This window comes from Collimonas humicola (assembly GCF_018304945.1).
In the GTDB taxonomy this organism is placed as follows: domain Bacteria; phylum Pseudomonadota; class Gammaproteobacteria; order Burkholderiales; family Burkholderiaceae_D; genus Collimonas; species Collimonas humicola.
This window is the reverse complement of sequence record NZ_JAGQEE010000002.1, coordinates 142564-163189: the sequence shown is the minus strand read 5'-3', so window position 1 is coordinate 163189 and position 20626 is coordinate 142564. Positions and strand designations below refer to the sequence as shown.

The following is a 20626-nucleotide window of genomic DNA, read 5'->3' as shown; positions in this document are numbered from 1 at the left end:
CTTAAATATGTCCGGAAAAACGCTGCCCCAGCGCGCCGACAAAGCGGGCGGCGAGTTTCTTGAAGCCGGCCGGATAGGGGTGCAGTTCGTTGGCCCAGTCAGTGCTGGCCAGCGTGCCCTGGGTTTCGATCAGGATGAAATTGTTGGCGGGCGCCGCCGCCAGTGCGCGCAAGGTGGCGGCGAAGGCGATCAGCGCCTGCTGTACAATCGCGCCGCCCTGGTCGGCAGTCCAGCCGGCGAAGGCCAGCGATGGCAGCAACCAGGGACCGGCGCACGCCGGATGGCTGCCGTTGGGGATGGCAAAATCATAGCAGTGGCCGAAAATCGGTACGCCCGGCGCGTACTTGTCGCGCAATGCAAACAGATCGAGATAGGATGCTTCGATCATGGCCAGCAGCCTGGGGAAACGCTGCCGGTCAAGGCCGCTGCCGCCGGCGCCGGCGTCATCCAGGAAAATGCAGAACTTGTCGCCGGCAATGTCGTTGCCGCCGCCGGAAAACAAGATGGCGTCGGGCTTGCCGTTGACCCAGTTGGTGGCATCCTGCAGGCAGGCGATCAAACGCTGCTGTTTTGGCAAGGCCATTTCATCCGAGCTGGAATCGCCGTAGTGCGAAAGATTCATGATGACCGGATGGACCGCGCCCATGTTCTCCAGCTGGGCGATGATGTCGGTGCTGTGCAATGCCAGCGCATTGCCGTTGAGGGGATAGTCGAACCACGAATCGCCATGGGCCAGCAACAGCAGCGGCTTGGGCGGCACTGCGCCGCCATTGGCCCTGAGATGTACGTCGCGGTTGCGCAGGATGGCCATTTTCGCGCGATGCTGCTGCGCGCGCTGGGCGATTTCAGACTTGATGGATTCCTGCAGTTGCTGCTTCAACACCAGGCTTTGACGCATGCCAAGCTCCTCATCTGCAATTAGAATATGCAACCGTTGGACATTGCCTGGCGCGTTGAGTTCTTCCATTGCAATACAAATTCAGCTTCGCAGATAAAAAAAGGGAGCGTCGACCATGCGACACTCCGACGCCCCCTTTTATTTTTTGTTTTTTATCTTTTGCTTTTACAGATTCGGCGCCAGCCAGCGCTCGATATCTTCCTTGTTGACGTCGCGCCGGGACGCCATGTCGCTGACCTGGTCGTCGCCGATCTTGCCGACGACGAAATACTTGGAATCGGGATGGGCGAAGTAGAAACCGGACACCGCCGCGCCCGGGAACATGGCGAACGATTCGGTCACCTGCATGCCGATTTCATCGCATTGCAGCAGCTGGAACATGTCGGCCTTGACCGTATGTTCCGGACAGGCCGGATAGCCGGGAGCAGGGCGGATGCCACTGTATTTTTCCTTGATCAGGGCTTCGTTCGACAATTCCTCGTCCGGCGCATAGCCCCACAGATCCTTGCGCACCCGCTCATGCATGTATTCGGCAAAGGCTTCCGCCAGGCGGTCGGCCAGCGATTTCAGCATGATCGACGAGTAATCGTCATGCGCATCTTCAAAGCGTTTTTCGTGCTTCTCGATGCCGATGCCGCTGGTGACGGCGAACAAGCCGATATAGTCGGCGATGCCGGACGATTTCGGCGCGATGAAGTCGGACAGGCACTGGTTCGGCCGGGCGACGCCGTCAATCACCGGCTTGACGGTCTGCTGGCGCACGCCGTAGTAGGTGAACGCGACTTTTTCGCGGGTGTCGTCGGTATAGATTTCGATGTCGTCGTCGTTGACGGTATTGGCCGGCATCAGGGCGATGACGCCATTGGCAGTCAGCCAGCGGCCGGCGATCAGCTTTTGCAGCAGGGCCTGGCCTTCTTCAAACACCTTGCTGGCCGCTGCGCCGACCACTTCATCGGTCAGGATTGCAGGATACGGGCCGGCCAGGTCCCAGGTCTGGAAGAAAGGACCCCAGTCGATATAGCGCGCCAGCGTGCCGAGATCGACGTTCTTGAAAACGCGGCGGCCGATGAACTTGGGTTTGACCGGTGCAAATTCGAGCTTGGTGCGATTCTCGCGCGCTGCCGCCAGAGACAATAGCGGCACTGCCTTTTTGTTGGCGTGCTGCTCGCGGATGCGTTCGTAATCGACCGCGATTTCCTCGATGTACTGGTCGCGCTGTTCCGGCGTCAGCAGCGATTGCGCCACCGAGACCGAGCGCGACGCGTCCGGCACGTAGACCACCGGACCTTCGTAGTTGGGTGCGATCTTGACCGCGGTATGGGCGCGGCTGGTGGTGGCGCCGCCGATCAGCAAGGGCATCTTGACGCTGCGGAAATAAGGATCGCGCTGCATTTCCTTGGCGACGTGCGCCATTTCTTCCAGCGACGGCGTGATCAGGCCGCTCAGGCCGATGATGTCGGCATGCTCGGCCTTGGCCATCGCCAGGATTTCCGAGCACGGCACCATCACGCCCATGTTGACCACTTCAAAGTTATTGCATTGCAGGACCACCGAGACGATGTTTTTGCCGATATCGTGGACGTCGCCCTTGACCGTGGCGATCACGATCTTGCCCTTGGGTTTGGCGGCGATGCCGGTCAGTTCTTCGTGCAGCCGCTTTTCTTCTTCGATGTAGGGAATCAGATGCGCCACCGCCTGCTTCATCACGCGCGCCGACTTGACCACCTGCGGCAGGAACATCTTGCCCTGGCCGAACAGGTCGCCGACGATGTTCATGCCGTCCATCAGCGGGCCTTCGATCACGTGGATAGGCCGGCCTCCGTTGCCCAACAGTTCCTGGCGCGCTTCTTCCGTGTCTTCGACGATCCACTGCGTGATGCCTTGCACCAGCGCATGCGCCAGCCGCTGCTGCACGGTGCCGCTGCGCCATTCCAGCGTTGCTTCTTCCTTCTTGTCGCCAGCCTTCAGGGTGGAGGCGATTTCGATCATGCGTTCGGTCGCGTCTTCACGGCGATTGAGGACAACGTCTTCGACCCGTTCGCGCAACTCGGCCGGCAGGTTGTCGTAGACGCCCATCATGCCGGCGTTGACGATGCCCATGGTCATGCCGGCCCTGATGGCGTGGTACAGGAACACGGTGTGGATTGCTTCGCGCGCCGGATCGTTGCCGCGGAAGCTGAAGCTGACGTTGGAGACGCCGCCGCTGATCTTGGCATGCGGCAGGTTCTCGCGGATCCAGCGGGTGGCGTTGATGAAATCGACGGCGTAGTTGTTGTGTTCTTCGATGCCGGTGGCAATCGCGAAAATGTTCGGATCGAAAATGATGTCTTCCGGCGGAAAACCGATCTGGTCCACCAGCAACCGGTAAGCGCGCTCGCAGATTTCGATTTTGCGTTCGAAAGTGTCAGCCTGGCCCTTTTCATCGAAGGCCATGACGATCACGGCGGCGCCGTAGCGTCGGCACAGCTTGGCTTGGCGCAGGAATTCCGGCTCGCCTTCTTTCATCGAGATCGAGTTGACGACGGCCTTGCCCTGCACGCATTTGAGGCCGGCTTCGATCACCGTCCACTTGGACGAATCGATCATGATCGGCACGCGCGCGATATCCGGCTCGGAAGCTATCAGGTTGAGGAAGCGCTGCATGGCGGCGATTGAATCCAGCATCGCCTCGTCCATGTTGATGTCGATCACCTGGGCGCCGTTTTCCACCTGCTGGCGGGCTACCGCCAGCGCTTCATCGTACTGCTCGTTGAGGATCAGCCGCGCAAACGCCTTGGAACCGGTGACGTTGGTGCGTTCGCCGACGTTGACGAACAGCGAGCTGTCGTCGATGGTGAACGGCTCCAGTCCCGACAGCCGCATTTCGTGGGTGGTTTCCGGCACGGCGCGCGGCGGGATCTTGGCCACGGTATCGGCAATCGCCTTGATGTGCGGCGGCGTGGTGCCGCAGCAGCCGCCGGCGATATTGACGAAGCCGCTTTCGGCGAAGTCCTTCAGCAGCGAGGAGGTCACGTCCGGAGTCTCGTCGAAACCGGTGTCGCTCATCGGATTGGGCAGGCCGGCGTTCGGATAGATGCAGACAAAGGTATCGGCGATCTTCGACAGTTCTTCCGCATAGGGGCGCATCAGCGCAGCGCCCAGCGCACAGTTGAGGCCGACCGTGAGCGGCTTGGCGTGGCGGATCGAGTTCCAGAATGCGGGTACGGTCTGGCCCGACAGGATGCGGCCGGAAGCATCGGTGACGGTGCCGGAAATCATGATCGGCAGACGCAGGCCCGACTCTTCAAAGAAGGTATCGATGGCGAACAGCGCCGCCTTGCAGTTCAAGGTGTCGAAAATGGTTTCCACCAGCAGCACATCGGCGCCGCCTTCCACCAGGCCGCGAGTTTGTCCCAGGTAGGAGGCGACCAGCTGGTCAAAGGTGACGTTGCGCGCCGCCGGATCGTTGACGTCGGGCGAGATCGACGCGGTTTTAGGCGTCGGGCCGAGCGCGCCGGCGACGAAGCGCGGCTTCTCCGGCGTCGAATATTTGTCGCAGGCGGCGCGCGCCAGCCGGGCCGAGGCGACGTTCATCTCGTAGGCCAGGTGCGCCATATGGTAATCGTCCTGCGCCACGGTGGTGGCGCCGAAGGTATTGCTTTCGATCAGATCGGCGCCGGCCGCCAGGTATTCTTCGTGGATGGCGCTGATGATGTGCGGCTGGGTCAGCGACAGCAGCTCGTTATTGCCTTTGACGAACAGCTCGCGCCCAGGACCGGTGAAACCGATGAAGCGGCCGTTGGGACCGCCGCGGTAATCTTCTTCCGTCAGCTTGTACTGCTGGATCATGGTGCCCATGGCGCCGTCCAGGATCAGGATGCGCTGCGCCAGCAACTCGCGCAGACGGGTTTCGGTGGATACGGCGGGGCGTGTTGCTGGAGGCGTCATTAGCGTACTCTAATCAGTAAGGACGCAAAAAACCCGGTCGCCGAAAGCGCCGGGTTATTTGCAATGGCAATACCAGAAATTATACGTTAAATCAATGGCTTGCGTATATCCAATAGCTGATACTGCTGATGCTTAAGCAGCTTCCTGACGGGCTGCCTGCGTCGCACCGTGATGTGGTTCATTCAGCTTCAGGGTCAGGCATTTCGCCGCGCCGCCAGCTTTCAGGAATTCAGTCAATGCTGTCTGATGCACAACAAAGCCGTGCGCCTGCAACTGCGCCACCAAGGCGTCCGAAGCCTGGTTCAGGAAGATGTGACGGCCGGAATTGACGGTATTGCAAGCAAAATGCAGGGCATCTTCGCTGCTGACGACGATGCGTTTGTCGGCCGGAACGCGGGCGGTGATTGCTGCTTGCGAAGCGGCATCGAATGCTTCCGGGAAATACATCACATAGCCTCCGGCCAGCGGGCAGAAGCAGGTGTCCAGGTGATAGAAGCGGGCATCCACCAGTTTCAGCGGCTGCACTTCGATCTCCAGCAATTCCGACAGGCGGGTAGCGCAGGCGATATCCGAACGGTGGCCGTGGCCAAACCACAGCAGGCTTTCACTGCGGTCCATCAGGGCGTCGCCGGCGCCTTCGAAAGGCAGTTCCGGCGGCAGGGTCAGCACCTCAAAGCCGTGCGCGGTGAAGGCGGCGTCGAAATAGACTTCTTCTGCCTGTCGTTCAACGTGACGGAAACGCGACAACACCACCTTGTTGCCCAGCACCACGCCGGCATTGGCCGTGAACACCAGGTCAGGCACGCCCGGCATGGCCGGCATCATCTTGATCTTGGCGACCTGGCCGATAGCCTCTACCAATGCCAGCCACTGCTGCATGGCGACGCTACGGTTGCCATGCGCAATATTGCCAGCCATCCACGGATTAATGACATAAGACACTTCAAAATGATCCGGAGCGCACATCAAGAATGTGTCTTCCGCGGTATGGTCCAGCAGGTGGTTGGTCATGCGTAGCTCCTTTCGGTCAGGTGAGTTGCGGGTGTATCGAGAGTGGTAAATGTGTGGCGGATGGCTTCCAGCGCGGCGTCGATGTCGTTGGCCGTAATGATCAGCGGCGGCGCAAAGCGCACCACGGTGTCGTGCGTGTCTTTCGACAAGATGCCTTGCTCCATCAGGCGCTCGCAGAATTCGCGGGCGGAGATGAAGCCCGGATCGAGATCCATGCCGATCAGCAGGCCTTTGCCGCGGAGCTGGCGGATCGCCGGATGCTGGATGGCCCGCAGGCCGCTCAGCAGGCGCTCGCCCATGCGCTGGGCGTTGTCAGCCAGTTTTTCTTCGCGCAGCAGGCGCAGCGCAGCGTGGCCCACTGCTGCCGACAGCGGGTTGCCGCCGAAGGTGCTGCCGTGATCGCCGGGTGTAAATACCGCCATCAGGTCTTCACGGGCCAGGAAGGCCGACACCGGCAGTAAGCCGCCGCCGAGCGCTTTGCCCAGGATCAGGCCGTCTGGTTTGACGCCGTCGTGGTCGCTGGCCAGCAGGCGACCGGTGCGGCCGAGGCCGGTCTGGACTTCATCGCAGATCAGCAGCACGTTGTGGCGGTCGCAGATTTCGCGGCATTGCGCCAGGTAGCCGTCGGGCGGCACGATGATGCCGGCTTCGCCCTGGATCGGTTCCAGCAGGAAGGCTGCGGTGCACGGCGTAATCGCGGCTTCTATGGCGGCGGCATCGCCGAACGGCACGCTGGGGAAGCCGCCGGAAAACGGCCCGAAGCCGTCACGGTATTGCGCTTCCGACGAGAAGCCGACGATGGTTGTGGTGCGGCCGGAAAAATTGCCGTGGCAAACGATGATTTCAGCGCGGTTTTCGGCAATGCCCTTGACTTTGTGACCCCATTTGCGGGCGGCCTTGATTGCGGTTTCAACGGCTTCGGCGCCGCTGTTCATCGGCAAGGCCTTAGGCATGCCGGTCATTTCGCACAGCAGCTGCAGGAAAGGTCCGAGCTGGTCGCTGTAGAAAGCGCGCGAGACGATCGCCAGCTGCGTCGCCTGCTTGGTCAGCGCGCCGACCAGGGTCGGGTGGCTGTGGCCGAAGCTGACGGCGGAGTAGGCCGACATCATGTCCATGTAGCGCTTGCCGTCCTGATCCCACAGCCAGATGCCCTTGCCGCTGCTGAGCACTACCGGCAGCGGTTCATAGTTGTGCGCGCAGTATCGGTCTTCGAGAGTAATTGCATGGTTCTTCATGGTCGGCTCCTGGTGAGGCCACTTCTAAGAACCTAGCCTGGCCAGGGCGGACCGGCCGCTGACTTGTTGTCCGCTGGCGGACGCTCGCTGAGACGCTTAGAGGTAGCTGCAAAATGCTGCGTTTATAGGTTTAATGCGATGTGCTGCATCTGGCTACATGATAATCACAAGCACTGGAAATATTTGTGCATAATGACCCATGAATTCGATGCAAGATGCACGAATCGTGCATATAAGGAGACAAGCATGGAAAATAAGGTGGAAAAACTGGATCGCTACGACCGTATCCTGCTGCGCACCCTGCAAGCCAACGGCCGCGCCTCCAATGTGGAACTGTCCGAGCAGGTGAATTTGTCGCCGCCGCAGTGCTACCGGCGCGTCCAGCGGCTGGAGAAGGACGGCATCATCCGCGGCTATGCGGCGCAGGTGGAGCCGGCGGCGATCGGCCTTGGCGTGGTGGCTTTCGTCAACCTGAACATCGCGCGCGAGCAGTTCAAGCAGGTGCGCAAGCTGGAAAAGGCGATCCGCCTGTTTCCGGAAATCCTGGAGTGCTACACGATTTCGGGGGATTTCGACTATCTGCTCAAGGTGGCCGCCAGTGACCTGAAATCACTCTCGGCCTTCCTGACGGACAGGCTGATGCAGGTGCCGGGCGTGGCGGGGGTGCGTTCCATGGTGTGCCTGGAAGAGATCAAGCCGTCCAGTCCTTTGCCGTTGGGAGATTGAAGAAGGAAAAGCCCTAAGCATTCCCAAGCGTCCAGTGTCATATTGGCAATGTGCTTGGCGTTGATTTGTGCTGAAAAGGCACAAATCATGTGTCGCCTGCCTGCTGTCCTATCGTTGTTCGCGGTCTTAAGCTGTGTACTCCTACTCACCGCTTCACCACCAGGAGCTCACATGAATGCCTCGACCAACAACCTGAGCCGTAACCCAACCATCCGCAGCATCGCCGGCGCCAGCGCCAGCACACGTCTTGAGCCAACCACGACGGCGCTGGTGGTGATCGATATCCAGAATGAATATTTCACCGGCAAGCTGCCGATTCCCGACGGCCTGGCCGTGGTGCGCAATGCCAACCGCCTGATCGCGCTGGCCGACAAGCATGGCATGCCGGTGTTTCATATCCAGCAATGGAGTTCGCCGGCGCGGCCTCTGTTCACGCAAAACACGGAGATGGCGGAATTCCACCCCGAGGTGCGGCGCGCTGCCCGCCACGTGACCATCCGCAAAACCTACGCCAGCTCGTTTGCCAGCACCGATCTGCATCAGCAGTTGCAGGCGCGCGGCGTCAAGACGCTGATCGTGAGCGGCCTGATGACCAATAACTGCGTCTCGGCGACTGCCTTCGACGGCGTCGCCAACGGCTATCAGGTCATCATCGGTAGCGATGCCAGCGCTACCCGCGATATCGACGCCTGGGACGGCGGCACGGTCAATCACAAGGACCTGCACCGCGCCGTATTGACCGGCATGTCGGATGCCATTGCCGAAATCCGCAGCACCAGTGAAATCCTGGAACTGGTCGGCTAAACAAGGATTGCCGGTTCTTTGTTGCAGTAAGCATTGTTTTTCTTTATCCCACAGACATTGAGAGCACATCATGCCCATACTTACCGTATTGTTATCCACCACGCCCGACACCGCGGTTTCTGCCAAGGTCGCTGCCGCCCTATCGCGCCTGACCGCAGAAATCCTGCACAAGGATCCGGGGCTGACCTCGATCGCCATTTCGCATGTCGATCCGGCGCACTGGTTTGTCGGTGGCCCCTCGCTGGCGACGCAAAGGAAAGCCAGCTTCTTCCTGGATATCCGCATCACCGATGAAACCAATACCGCCAATGAAAAGGCGCGTTATATCGATGCAGTCTTCAAAGAGATGGGCGTATTGCTGGGTGAGCTGCATCATGAAAGCTATGTCCATGTGCACGATGTGCGAGCGGCGGCCTACGGCTTCGGGGGCTTGACGCAGCAGCACCGGGCGGTGGCGGCGCGCTTGCAAAGTCCGTCCCTGGCTTGACGCGTGCTTTACCCGGGCAGGCGCCTGGCGCGCGGTTCTTCGATCACCAGGTCCGACTGCGGCCGGGCGACGCAAGGCAAGATATAGCCGTCTTTCTTTTCATCGCTGCTCAGGCCCGGCCATTCGATCTGGTAGCGTATCTGTCCGCTGAGCAGGCGGCACATGCAAGTCCTGCATGTGCCGTTCCTGCAGGAACTCGGCAAATCGATGCCCGACTGGCGCGCCGCCTCGCGCAGCGACAGGCCGCCAGGAGCGGGAAAGGACCATCCCTTCGGTTCAATCCGGACGCTGAATTCGCCGCCGGCAGGCGACATGTTTTCTTTACTCACAATTCCCTCTGGAAAATCATCGCATGACGGCGGCGATCTTGTAGAATCTCCAGCCAGCGGCAACAGCCGACGCCTGTCGTGGCGCTTCGCAGCGGCCATCCTCCATCATAAAAAGACTGCCCATGAATATACATTTTTCGCTTGTACCTATCGTTTCCCTGATCGCCGGCATCCTGATCCTGGTCACGCCTAAACTCTTGAACTATATCGTGGCTTTTTATTTGATCGCCATCGGCCTGATCGGTTTGTTCGGCGCCGGTCATTTCCGTATTCACTAAGACAACAACGGTTTAATCCCAGCGCGCCGTACCGTACCAGGCTACGGCAAAGTCGACAAAGGCCCTGACCTTTGGCGACAGGTGCCGGTTTTGCGGATAGATGGCGTACAGGTCGCGCGGCTTCAATTCGAAATCCGGCAGCACCCGCTGCAGATCGCCGCGCCGCAGATCCTCATGCACGATGAAGGAGCTGGTGGCGGCGATGCCCAGCCCGGCCAGCGCCGCCGAGCGCAAGGCAATGCCGGTGTTGGCTTGCAGGTTGCCGCGCACGGTCACCGGATGTTCGCTGCCGTCGGCGGCGTAGAACTCGTATTCGCTGGGTTTCTGCGCCAGCGTGTAAGTCAGGCAGTTGTGCCGCGCCAGATCGGCCGGCTGTTGCGGCCTGCCGTGTTGCTGCAGATATGCCGGCGCTGCGACCAGGAATATTTCGCAGGTCGCCAGCCGCTTGGCGATCAAGGTCGAATCTTGCAGGCCGCGGGTCAGGCGCAAGGCGACGTCGAAGCCTTCTTCGATGATATCGACCAGGCGGTCGTTGCAGACCAGGTCGATTTTCAGCTGCGGGTTGGCGCTGATGAATTGCGGCAGCCACTGCGCCAGTTCCAGCGTGCCGAAAGCCATCGGGGCGTTGATGCGCAAGGTGCCGGCCGGCCTGGACTGATGGGCTGATACTGCCTGGGTGGCGTCGTCTATCTGATCCAGTATGTGGCGGCTGCGCTCATAGTAGTCCTGGCCGGCCTCGGTCAAGGCAAAGCGGCGCGTAGTGCGGTTCAGCAGCTGCGCGCCCAGCGCCAGTTCCAGCTGCCGCACCTGGCGCGAAACGATGGTGTGCGACTGGTTGAGTTCGGCGGCGGCAGCGGTGAAGCTGCCGTTTTCCACCACGCGCCGGAAAGCGCGCATCGCTGCCAGTTGATCCATGCGCCATGCTCCAGGATAAATAAAGGCACAACGCTATCAGAATCGATCAATGGCCGCTATTTAATCCGCTTCAATCTATTTTCAGCTTGCCGCTGATGATCGCGTTGCTGGCTTCGCGCAGCTTTTGCAACAGCGGACGCTGGTGCAGGATATCGCATTCCGAGTAGGCTGCATCCAGGCCAAGCGCGGTCAGCGCGACTGCGCCTTCTTTCAGGCCGAAATCGAAGCGCGGCGCCGTCGAGCCGTTGGCCAGCAGGCCGACCGCCAGGATAATGGCGCTATCGGCATGCACTTCGACGTTGTCGAGCACTTTGCCCGGGGCCTGTATGCACTGGTTGACGCCGCTGCCGATGGCCTTGCCGCGGTTTTGCGGCGTGAGCGCCTTGAACACGCCGGAATTGCTGCCCGCGGCGGCGGCCCAGATCACATCCACGCCATCCCCAAGCATGGTCTTGGTCAGCGCTTCGGCGCGCGGCGGATCGTTGAAGGGTTGCGCGCCTTCCACCCACAGCGGCTCATGTACGGAAATTGCCGCTTTGGCGGCGTGTGCGCCATTGCTGAAGGCCTCGCTGTTCTTCTGGCGCAAGGCGGTGTTGCTGGCGCCGATCAGGCCGATCTTGCCGCTGGCGGAGACCAGCGCCGCCTGCATGCCGGCCAGGTAGCTGGCCTCGGATTCGCGGAAAGTGATGCAAGTGACATTGCTGGCGGCATTGTCGATGCAATGTTCGAGGATCACAAAACGGGTTTGCGGCGCCTGGCGCGCCACGCTGTCCAGCAAGTCCTTGAATTCGACTCCCATCACCACCACGATCCTGGCGCCTTGCTTGACCGCGCTGTCCAGTTGCTGCAGGCGGCCGGCGCGGGTGGCCTGGCTTTCCAGGGTGCTGGCTTGCATCTTGTACAGCTTGGCGGCGTTGTTGACGCCGCTTGTGCCTTGCTGCAGCAGCACGTCGTCATTGTTGGGCACCGGCCGCACGTAGATGATCTTGGGCAGGTCGGCGGCGCCGGCAATACTTGCCATTCCTAGCAGCAGCGGCAGCAGCAGCACCAGCAGCAGGCGCCGCATCGTGCCGGATATATCGGGGCGTGAACCTGCAGACGGCTTACGGGGGGCCAGTGTCATCATTGTCTCTTCCTCTTTATTAGGCGCCGGATCTGATGCCGGCACGCATTTGTTCCCACATATTGCTGGCAAAGCAGGCGCGCTCCATTTGGCGCAGGATATACAAGGTATTGCCGCCAACTGATGTGCGGCAGCGTGGCGCCAGGCCGGCTGAGCGCGGCGGCGGCAGGCGTCTCCACCATATTTAACTTTTTATTCAGGCGGCAGCGTGATACCGTTATCAAATTGAATAGTGCATGCCTTGTATTGCAATTGCACGCTGCAGTCAGTTACGTCTATCTCACCTGGTTCGGGAATATGTGTCAGTTACTTGGAATGAATTGCAATGTGCCGACCGACATTGTGTTCAGCTTTACCGGCTTCGCCACGCGCGGCGGCCAGACCGGTCACCACAGCGACGGCTGGGGCATCGCCTTTTTCGAGGGCAGCGGCGTGCGCCATTTTGTCGACTACCAGGCGGCGATCGCCTCGCCGGTAGCCGAGCTGATCCGGCGTTGCCCGATCAAGTCGAAGAATGTCATCGCGCATATCCGCAAGGCCACCCAGGGCCAGGTAGCGCTGCAAAACTGCCATCCGTTCGTGCGGGAACTGTGGGGCCGCTACTGGGTGTTCGCTCATAACGGCGACCTCAAGGAATTCGCGCCGCGCCTCAACGGGCCGTACCGGCCGGTCGGCAATACCGACAGTGAACTGGCGTTCTGCTACATGCTGCAGCAATTGCGCCAGCGCTTCGGCGATGCGCCGCCGTCGCAGGCCGAGTTGACCCTGGCGCTGCGCGAACTGACCAGCGAAATCGCCGCCCACGGCACCTTCAACATGATGCTGTCGGACGGTTCAGCCTTGTTCACCCATTGCTCGACCAATCTGTATTACATCGTGCGGCAGTTTCCGTTTGCCGAAGCGCATCTGTCGGATGAGGATGTCAGCGTCGACTTCTCGCAGGTGACGACGCCGCAGGACCGGGTGGCGGTGATCGTTACCGAGCCGCTCACCACCAACGAAGTGTGGACCAAGTTTGGCGAGGGCGAACTGATCGTGTTCGTCGACGGCCAGCCGGTCTAGGATCCCAGGACCGGGCTGCCGCCGGGAGTTGCCTCAGGCGTAGTCGATCGTCAGCGGCGCGTGATCCGAAAAGCGCTCATCCTTGTAGATCGCCACGGCATGCGCATTGGCCGCGATGCCCGGGGTGGATATGTGGTAATCGATGCGCCATCCTACGTTCTTGGCCCAGGCCTGGCCGCGATTGCTCCACCAGGTGTATTGCTCGTCGCGCTGGTCGACCTTGCGGAAGACGTCGACCAGGCCGACTTCGTCGAACAGATGGGTAAGCCAGGCGCGCTCTTCCGGCAGGAAGCCGGAATTTTTCTTGTTGCCCTTCCAGTTTTTCAGGTCGCGCTCCTGGTGCGCGATATTCCAGTCGCCGCAGATCACCACCTCGCGGCCGCTGGCCTTGAGTTCCTGCAGATGCGGCAGGAACGCTTCCATGAAACGGAACTTGGCGATCTGCCGTTCTTCGCTGGATGAACCGGACGGGCAGTACAGTGAAATCACCGTCAGGTCGCCGAAATCGCATTCCACATAGCGACCTTCGGCATCGAATTCTTCATTGCCGAAGCCGATCCGGACCGCGTTCGGCTTGCGCTTGCTGTACAGGCCGACGCCCGAATAGCCCTTCTTTTCGGCGTAATGGAAATGCCCGACGTAACCCTCCGGCGCCAGGAATTCCGGCGTCATGTCGGCGGCCTGGGCCTTCAGTTCCTGGACACAGATGAAATCGGCGGATTGCTTGGTCAGCCACTCGAAGAAACCTTTTCTGGCTGCGGAGCGGATGCCGTTGAGATTGGCGGAAATAATTCTTGGCATGTTTGTTGTTGATAAAAAAATAAGGTGGAATGATGCCGGCTTGGGTTCTAAGCATAACCGAAGCGAAGCCCGGGTGTGCAGACGGCCCCGTACGAAAAATACGGCCTTTGCAGGCACGCTGTTTGCACTTACCGCTGTGGAGCGAATGAACTCCATTTAAAATGACGGCCTGGTGTCGCTTTTGGTTTGTAAATAGCGACAAAATTTGTCAGCCTCAACCGTCTGGAGTGCATTTTGAACAATTTACGTCAACAATTTATTGAATTTGCGGTCAAGGCCGGGGTGCTGAAGTTCGGCGAGTTTGTCACCAAGGCAGGACGCACTTCCCCGTATTTTTTCAATGCGGGCATGTTTAACGAAGGCGCTGCCCTGGGTCAGCTGGCGCAATTTTATGCGCGCACCCTGATCGATTCGGGTTTGCAGTTTGACATGCTGTTCGGGCCGGCTTACAAGGGCATCACGCTGGCGTCGGCGACCGCGGTTGCGCTGGCGGCGCAAGGGCGCAATGTGCAGTTTGCCTACAACCGCAAGGAAGCCAAGGATCACGGCGAGGGCGGCAACATCGTCGGCGGTCCGTTGAAGGGCCGGGTGCTGATCATTGACGACGTGATTTCCGCCGGCACATCGGTGCGCGAGTCGGTCGAGATGATTCGTGCCGCCGGCGCCACGCCTTGCGCGGTGGTGATCGCGCTGGACCGGATGGAGCGTTCCGGCAAGGATGATGCCTTGTCAGCCAACTCGGCGGTAGAAGAAGTGACGCAAGCGTACGGCATGCCGGTGATTTCGATCGGCAACCTGAACGACTTGCTGGAATATATTTCCGGCGCTGGCGCCGATGCTGAACTGAACCGCTACCAGGCTGCCGTGGCAGCTTACCGGGAGCGCTACGGCGTAGCATGATCGCGCGGCTTGTGCTACACAGCCGTTGCTTTGCGTTTTGCGCTCGATAGCGTGGTGTGTGTCGACATATGTCGTGGATGATGGGAATGAAGCGGATTGCACTAACTCTTAAGCGGGCCTTTTTTTTCGGCGCAGCGGGCTTGCTGCCATTGCTGGCGCACAGCCAGATTTATACCTGCAAGGATGGTGCCGGGCGCACCGTCAGCGGCGATCATCCGATGCCGGAATGCGCTGACCGCAAGATCGTCGAGTTATCCAAGGCCGGAGTGCTCAAGCGTGAAATCCCGGCGCCGCTGACGGCCGAACAAAAGCGTCAGCAAGAGATCCTTGAGGAAAAGCGCCGGGTCGAGGCGGCAGCGGAGGAGCAGCGGCGCCAGCAGGACCGCGCGTTGCTGGCGCGTTATCGCAGCGAGGCCGATATCGAATCTTCGCGCCGCTACTATCTGTCCTTGTCGCAGGATATGATCAAGCGCGACCAGATCGGCATCGACGATGCCCGGAGCCAGCTGAAAGCAGCCAATACCGAAGCCGAGTTCTACAAGCACAAGAAAAGCTTGCCGATGAGCTTGCGCAACAAGATAGATGACGCCAACCGCGACATCGCTTATAACCAGAAAAACATGGCGGATCATCAGGCCGAACTGGGCCGCATCAATGGCAAGTTCGATGAAACTCTCAAGCACTACCGGGAACTGGCCAGCATGGCGGCAGAGGCGCCTGCGGCGCGCTAGGATCGGCGGGGGGATACAAGGCAAAACGGCTGGCAGGGCGCCAGCCGTTTTTTTTTGCCCGCAGCTTTTACGCTGTCAGTTTCTGTTTCAGCAGCTCGGTCAGCTGCGCCGGATTGGCCTTGCCCTTGGTGGCTTTCATGGCCTGGCCGATCAGGGAATTAAAGGCCTTTTCCTTGCCGGCACGGAATTCTTCGACGGATTTGGCGTTGGCGGCCAGCACTTCATCGATGATTTTTTCCAGCGCGCCGCTGTCGGAAATCTGCTTCAGGCCCTTGCTTTCGATAATCTCGTCGGCCAGGTTTTCCTGCGCCGACCTGGCATCCCACATTGCCGTAAATACTTCCTTGGCGATCTTGTTGGAGATGGTGCCGTCGGCGATGCGCTGCAGCAGCACAGCCAGCTGGGCGGCGCTGACCGGCGCTTGCGCGACGTCGACATTTTCCCGGTTCAGCGCTGACGACAGGTCGCCCATCAGCCAGTTGGCGGCGGGTTTGGCCTGTTCCTTGCCGGCCTTGACAGTGACCGCTTCAAAGTAGCCGGCCATGGCTTTCGATTGCGTCAGCACCGCGGCATCGTATTCCGACAGGCCGAACTCGCGCACGAAACGTTCGCGCATGGCCTCCGGCAGTTCCGGCATGGCGGCGCGCACGCGCTCCACCCATTCCGCGGCGATCACCAGCGGCGGCAGATCCGGATCCGGGAAATAACGGTAATCCTGCGAGTCTTCCTTGCTGCGCATCGAGCGCGTTTCTTTCTTGTCCGGGTCGTACAGGCGGGTTTCCTGCACCACTTTGCCGCCGTCTTCGATCACTTCGATCTGGCGCCGTACTTCATAGTTGATCGCCTCTTCCAGGAAGCGGAAGGAGTTGAGGTTCTTGATCTCGCTGCGGGTGCCGTAAGCCGCCTGGCCGAGCGGGCGCACCGAAACGTTGGCGTCGCAGCGGAAGGAGCCTTCCTGCATGTTGCCGTCGCAAATTCCCAGCCACATCACCAATGAGTGCAGGGCCTTGGCATAGGCCACCGCCTCGGCGGCGCTGCGCATGTCCGGTTCGGTGACGATTTCCAGCAACGGGGTGCCGGCGCGGTTGAGGTCGATGCCGCTCATGCCTTGATAATCTTCATGCAGCGACTTGCCTGCGTCTTCCTCCAGATGGGCGCGCGTGAGCTGCACGGTGCGCAGCTCGCTCTTGCCGTCTTTTTCCAGCATGAAGGAAACCTTGCCGCCCTGGACCACAGGGATTTCAAACTGGCTGATCTGGTAGCCTTTGGGCAGGTCGGGGTAGAAGTAGTTCTTGCGGGCGAAGATCGACTGCGGAGCGATCTTCGCATTCACCGCCAGGCCGAACTGGATCGCGCGCTCCACCGCGCCGCGGTTCAGCACCGGCAGCACGCCCGGCAGCGCCAGGTCGACCGGGCTGGCCTGGGTGTTGGCTTCAGCGCCGAACTGGGTCGAGGCGCCGCTGAATATTTTTGACTTGGTCGAGAGTTGCGTATGCGTTTCCAGACCGATCACGACTTCCCACTGCATAATTATTTCCTCATTTAATTTAGTTGAGGACAGAGTTGCACGGGTAGTGTAATCCGCCGCGCTGCGGCGGCTCATAAACTCTACCCGGGCGGCTCTGTCCCGCAATTATCTTGGGTAACTACACTCGCCGGTCTTCAAATCCACCGACAGTTCCGTAAAATTTCCTCGTGAGCCGCACAGCGCCGGGCAGCTCGGTATCACATGCAATTTGTCGCCGTCGCGCTGCAGGCGGATGCTGCAATTCATGCCGTGATTATAAAAATCATAGCCGCGCTGATGACGCGCGGCGACCGGATCTTTCAAGGTGATGCGCCAGTTTTCCTTACTGCCGCCGTGTTCGACTTCAGCTTGCGGATCGTCGCTGGTGTCGACGCTGCATTCAAAGCCGTGGGTCGGCCGGTACAGCGCCGATTCCCAGCGCAATGCTTCGATGCGATCGCCATCCAGCTTGAACTCGCCGGTGTCGCCATAAATCACTTTCTCGCCATCTTCATCGCGCGTCAGGTTGCAGCCGAACTTGGTGTGCAACTGCTGCGCCTGGGCGTGCGGCGCCAGCAGCGCGGCAGCCAGAACGAACAGCAGCAGGTTGCCCCGGCGGCCGACGCTTTTCAGCAAGGTCGATGACATGGCGCGGCTCGCTTTTTCAGCCAGGCGTACGCTGATGCCAGTCGGTGACGCGCTGGAACTGGTGCGCGACGTTGAGCAGCTTGGCTTCATCGTAATAGTTGCCGATGATCTGCAGGCCGACCGGGCGCCGCGCATTTTTCTCGCCCTGGCCGAAGCCGCAGGGTACCGACATGCCGGGCAATCCTGCCAGGCTGGTCGACAGCGTGTAGATGTCGGCCAGGTAGTTGGCGACCGGATCGTTGGCCTTGGCGCCCAGGTCCCATGCCACGGTCGGCGATACCGGCCCCATGATGACGTCGCACTGGCGGTTCGGGCCGCTCAGCGCATTCTGGAAATCCTCGGCGATCAGGCGGCGGATCTTTTGCGCCTGCAGGTAGTAGGCGTCGTAGTAGCCGTGCGACAGCACATAGGCGCCGACCAGGATGCGGCGCTTCACTTCTTCGCCGAAACCTTCCGCGCGCGACTTCTTGTACATGTCGGCCAGGTCCTTGTAGTCGGCGGCGCGGTGGCCGTAGCGGACGCCGTCGAAGCGGCTCAGGTTGGAAGATGCTTCGGCCGGTGCGATCACGTAATAGACCGGGATCGAGAGTTCGGTTTTCGGCAGTGAAATATCGACCAGCGTAGCGCCCAGCTTTTCGTACTCGGCCAGCGCAGCGCGCACAGCCTGTTCGACATCCGGCGCCAGGCCGCTGCTGAAATATTCGCGCGGGATGCCGATGCGCAAGCCTTTCAGGTCTTTCTCAAGATCGCGGCTGAAGTCTTCCTTGGGCCGTTCCAGGCTGGTCGAATCGCGCGGATCGAAACCGGTCATGGCGTTCAGCAGCAGGGCGCAGTCTTCCGCGGTCTGCGCAATCGGGCCGGCCTGGTCCAGCGACGAGGCGAAGGCGATCATGCCGAAGCGCGACACGCTGCCGTAGGTCGGCTTGATGCCGGTCACGCCGCACAGCGATGCCGGCTGGCGGATCGAGCCGCCGGTGTCGGTGGCGGTGGCGGCCGGCGTCAGGCGCGCCGCTACCGCGGCGGCGGAACCGCCGGAGGAGCCGCCCGGAATCGCCGTCTTGTCCCAGGGATTCTTGACGGCGCCGAAATACGAGTTTTCGTTGGAGGAACCCATGGCGAATTCATCGCAGTTCAGCTTGCCGAGGTTGACCATGCCGGCGCTGTTGAAATGCTCTACCACGGTAGCGTCGAACGGGCTGGTGTAGTTTTCCAGCATCTTCGAACCGGCCGTCGCGCGCCAGCCGCGCGTCACGAAAATATCCTTGTGCGCGATCGGCACGCCGGTCAGCGGCGTGCTGTCGTTTTGCGCCAGGCGCAGGTCGGCGGCGCGCGCCTGTTGCAGCGTCAAATCCTGGTCGACATGCAGGAAGGCATTGAGATCGCTCTGCTCGATCCTGGCCAGATAGAGTTTTGCCAATTCTTCGGCGGAAATTTTCTTTTCGTGCAGCAGCACCGACAATTGCTTGAGTGTTTTGGTATGCATAAATACTTTTAATTAACTTAACTGTTAACTTTGCGGGGCAGCCCGTCAGGCCGAGGGCAGCAAGCCGAGCTTGCCGCAAGCAGGCACGTGGCGGCTTATTCGATGACTTTGGGTACCAGGTACAGGCCGTCTTCGATGGCCGGGGCCACCTTTTGATACTCCTCGCGCCGGTTCGGCTCGGTCACTTGGTCCTCGCGCAAGCGCAGGGAGAGATCCTGGCGGATCGCCGCAATCGGATGGCTCAGCGGCTCGATGCCGGTGGTGTCCACCGCGCGCATCTGCTCCACCAGCGAAAAAATACCGTTCAGTTTGTCCAGCGTGGAGGCGGCCTGGTCTTCGGTGAGTTCAAGGCGTGCCAAATTGGCAATGCGCTTAACGTCGGAAAGGGCTAATGACATGATTTTCGATCGCGCTTCGGGGCGCGGCTGCTAGTGTGGTTAAAAGAGAAACGGTTTGCTTGCGAAAAACTTCTCGGATTTTTGTAAAAAGCAAGCATTTTGAGCGCCATACGCCCTAAGTTGAGTCAAATTATAAGGTAGAATGTTGCGTCCATGCGGCAGGTAATACATCTTTACCATGCGCCGGATACTAGACACCCCCCTAAAAAACGTTTGAGCGCATCATTGTTGCGCATTGGAACAATTCATGTTTGGATTTTTACGCAGTTACTTTTCGAATGACCTGGCGATTGACCTGGGTACCGCGAATACGCTGATTTATGTGCGCGATCAAGGTATTGTCCTGGACGAGCCATCGGTTGTTGCGATTCGCCAGCAAGGCGGTCCTAACGGCAAGAAGACAATTCAGGCGGTCGGCCGCGAAGCAAAGCAGATGCTGGGCAAGGTTCCCGGCAACATCGAAGCGATCCGCCCGATGAAAGACGGCGTGATCGCCGACTTCACTGTTACCGAGCAGATGCTCAAGCAGTTCATCCGCATGGTGCACGACACCAAGCTGTTCAAACCGTCGCCGCGCATCATCATCTGCGTGCCTTGCGGCTCGACCCAGGTGGAGCGTCGCGCGATTCGCGAATCCGCCCTGGGCGCCGGCGCTTCGCAGGTGTTCCTGATCGAAGAGCCGATGGCTGCGGCGATCGGCGCTGGCCTGCCGGTCTCGGACGCCACCGGTTCGATGGTGGTCGACATCGGCGGCGGCACCACGGAAGTCGGCATCATTTCGCTGGGCGGCATGGTCTACAAAGGCTCGGTACGCGTCGGCGGCGATAAATTCGACGAAGCCATCGTCAACTACATCCGCCGCAACTACGGCATGCTGATCGGCGAACAGACCGCGGAAGCGATCAAGAAGGAAATCGGTTCCGCCTTCCCGGGTTCGGAAGTGCGCGAAATGGAAGTCAAGGGACGCAACCTGTCGGAAGGCATCCCGCGCTCGTTCACCATCTCCAGCAATGAAATCCTGGAGGCGTTGACCGATCCGCTCAACAATATCGTGTCGGCCGTCAAGAACGCGCTGGAACAGACGCCGCCGGAACTCGGCGCCGACATCGCCGAAAAGGGCATGATGCTGACCGGCGGCGGCGCGCTGCTACGCGACCTGGATCGCCTGCTGATGGAAGAAACCGGCTTGCCGGTGATTGTGGCCGAAGACCCGCTGACCTGCGTGGTGCGCGGTTCCGGCATGGCGCTGGAGCGGATGGACAAGCTGGGCTCGATCTTTTCTTACGAGTAATCCAGGCTGATGCGACGCTTGCCCAACCTCATCAGCTTGATCATGAGGGTGGGTAGCGGCAACCGGGTCGGT

Annotated in this window: 20 protein-coding genes; 8 read left to right on the top strand and 12 right to left on the bottom strand. The window is 60.3% G+C overall.

Features of this window, described 5'->3' with window-relative positions; translation table 11 throughout:
* Window position 1 precedes the first annotated feature (1 nt).
* From KHU30_RS09440 to rocD, 4 genes are all read right to left on the bottom strand, one after another.
* The gene (locus tag KHU30_RS09440) at window positions 2-898 is read right to left on the bottom strand and encodes an SGNH/GDSL hydrolase family protein (RefSeq protein ID WP_211442411.1); all 897 of its coding nucleotides are present in this window, start codon (window positions 896-898) and stop codon (window positions 2-4) included.
* Between the two features lie 165 nt (window positions 899-1063).
* The gene (gene metH / locus KHU30_RS09435; protein WP_211442410.1) at window positions 1064-4825 is read right to left on the bottom strand and encodes a methionine synthase; all 3762 of its coding nucleotides are present in this window, start codon (window positions 4823-4825) and stop codon (window positions 1064-1066) included.
* A gap of 132 nt (window positions 4826-4957) precedes the next feature.
* Window positions 4958-5836 carry a dimethylarginine dimethylaminohydrolase family protein gene (locus KHU30_RS09430; RefSeq protein ID WP_211442409.1) on the bottom strand — a complete coding sequence of 293 codons (879 nt, stop codon included), beginning with the start codon at window positions 5834-5836 and terminating at the stop codon, window positions 4958-4960.
* Window positions 5833-7071: an ornithine--oxo-acid transaminase gene (gene rocD, locus KHU30_RS09425; protein WP_211442408.1), complete on the bottom strand. Its 1239-nt coding sequence runs from the start codon at window positions 7069-7071 to the stop codon at window positions 5833-5835. Before rocD ends, KHU30_RS09430 begins: the two co-directional genes overlap by 4 nt.
* A gap of 246 nt (window positions 7072-7317) precedes the next feature.
* Here rocD and KHU30_RS09420 point away from each other — a divergent pair, with 246 nt between their 5' ends.
* From KHU30_RS09420 to KHU30_RS09410, 3 genes are all read left to right on the top strand, one after another.
* Window positions 7318-7797 (top strand): Lrp/AsnC family transcriptional regulator, encoded by a 480-nt coding sequence (locus KHU30_RS09420; RefSeq protein ID WP_230411132.1) that lies wholly within the window; start codon window positions 7318-7320, stop codon window positions 7795-7797.
* A 171-nt stretch (window positions 7798-7968) separates the two neighbouring features.
* Window positions 7969-8601, top strand: a complete 633-nt coding sequence (locus KHU30_RS09415; protein WP_211442407.1) for a cysteine hydrolase family protein — start codon at window positions 7969-7971, stop codon at window positions 8599-8601.
* Window positions 8602-8671: 70 nt separating this feature from the next.
* Window positions 8672-9088 (top strand): tautomerase family protein, encoded by a 417-nt coding sequence (locus KHU30_RS09410; RefSeq protein ID WP_211442406.1) that lies wholly within the window; start codon window positions 8672-8674, stop codon window positions 9086-9088.
* Between the two features lie 8 nt (window positions 9089-9096).
* On the opposite strand, the gene KHU30_RS09405 is transcribed toward KHU30_RS09410, so the two are convergent.
* The gene (locus tag KHU30_RS09405; RefSeq protein WP_211442782.1) at window positions 9097-9402 is read right to left on the bottom strand and encodes a 2Fe-2S iron-sulfur cluster-binding protein; all 306 of its coding nucleotides are present in this window, start codon (window positions 9400-9402) and stop codon (window positions 9097-9099) included.
* Between the two features lie 137 nt (window positions 9403-9539).
* Between KHU30_RS09405 and KHU30_RS09400 the strand changes: the two genes are divergently transcribed.
* Window positions 9540-9695 (top strand): DUF3096 domain-containing protein, encoded by a 156-nt coding sequence (locus tag KHU30_RS09400; protein WP_098494411.1) that lies wholly within the window; start codon window positions 9540-9542, stop codon window positions 9693-9695.
* Window positions 9696-9707: 12 nt separating this feature from the next.
* Here KHU30_RS09400 and KHU30_RS09395 read toward each other — a convergent pair whose 3' ends face one another.
* Complete coding sequence (locus KHU30_RS09395; protein WP_211442405.1) at window positions 9708-10610, bottom strand: LysR family transcriptional regulator; 903 nt, start codon at window positions 10608-10610, stop codon at window positions 9708-9710.
* 70 nt (window positions 10611-10680) lie between these two features.
* A complete protein-coding gene (locus tag KHU30_RS09390) occupies window positions 10681-11736 on the bottom strand; it encodes a BMP family ABC transporter substrate-binding protein (RefSeq protein ID WP_211442404.1) in 1056 nt (351 codons plus the stop codon).
* A gap of 294 nt (window positions 11737-12030) precedes the next feature.
* Between KHU30_RS09390 and KHU30_RS09385 the strand changes: the two genes are divergently transcribed.
* Window positions 12031-12795, top strand: a complete 765-nt coding sequence (locus tag KHU30_RS09385) for a class II glutamine amidotransferase (protein ID WP_211442403.1) — start codon at window positions 12031-12033, stop codon at window positions 12793-12795.
* Between the two features lie 33 nt (window positions 12796-12828).
* On the opposite strand, the gene KHU30_RS09380 is transcribed toward KHU30_RS09385, so the two are convergent.
* Complete coding sequence (locus KHU30_RS09380; RefSeq protein ID WP_211442402.1) at window positions 12829-13596, bottom strand: exodeoxyribonuclease III; 768 nt, start codon at window positions 13594-13596, stop codon at window positions 12829-12831.
* Between the two features lie 234 nt (window positions 13597-13830).
* Here KHU30_RS09380 and pyrE point away from each other — a divergent pair, with 234 nt between their 5' ends.
* On the top strand, window positions 13831-14496 hold the full coding sequence (gene pyrE, locus KHU30_RS09375) for an orotate phosphoribosyltransferase (protein WP_061945005.1): 666 nt from the start codon (window positions 13831-13833) through the stop codon (window positions 14494-14496).
* A gap of 140 nt (window positions 14497-14636) precedes the next feature.
* Window positions 14637-15227: a DUF4124 domain-containing protein gene (locus KHU30_RS09370; protein ID WP_211442401.1), complete on the top strand. Its 591-nt coding sequence runs from the start codon at window positions 14637-14639 to the stop codon at window positions 15225-15227.
* Between the two features lie 67 nt (window positions 15228-15294).
* Here KHU30_RS09370 and gatB read toward each other — a convergent pair whose 3' ends face one another.
* From gatB to gatC, 4 genes are all read right to left on the bottom strand, one after another.
* On the bottom strand, window positions 15295-16755 hold the full coding sequence (gene gatB, locus KHU30_RS09365; protein WP_211442400.1) for an Asp-tRNA(Asn)/Glu-tRNA(Gln) amidotransferase subunit GatB: 1461 nt from the start codon (window positions 16753-16755) through the stop codon (window positions 15295-15297).
* Window positions 16756-16860: 105 nt separating this feature from the next.
* Entirely contained in the window at window positions 16861-17382 is a 522-nt protein-coding gene (locus KHU30_RS09360; RefSeq protein WP_211442399.1) for a hypothetical protein, read from the bottom strand.
* Between the two features lie 16 nt (window positions 17383-17398).
* Window positions 17399-18865 carry an Asp-tRNA(Asn)/Glu-tRNA(Gln) amidotransferase subunit GatA gene (gene gatA / locus KHU30_RS09355; RefSeq protein WP_211442398.1) on the bottom strand — a complete coding sequence of 489 codons (1467 nt, stop codon included), beginning with the start codon at window positions 18863-18865 and terminating at the stop codon, window positions 17399-17401.
* Window positions 18866-18960: 95 nt separating this feature from the next.
* Entirely contained in the window at window positions 18961-19263 is a 303-nt protein-coding gene (gene gatC, locus KHU30_RS09350; RefSeq protein ID WP_211442397.1) for an Asp-tRNA(Asn)/Glu-tRNA(Gln) amidotransferase subunit GatC, read from the bottom strand.
* A 247-nt stretch (window positions 19264-19510) separates the two neighbouring features.
* Here gatC and KHU30_RS09345 point away from each other — a divergent pair, with 247 nt between their 5' ends.
* Window positions 19511-20554: a rod shape-determining protein gene (locus KHU30_RS09345; RefSeq protein WP_041742639.1), complete on the top strand. Its 1044-nt coding sequence runs from the start codon at window positions 19511-19513 to the stop codon at window positions 20552-20554.
* Window positions 20555-20626: the final 72 nt, after the last annotated feature.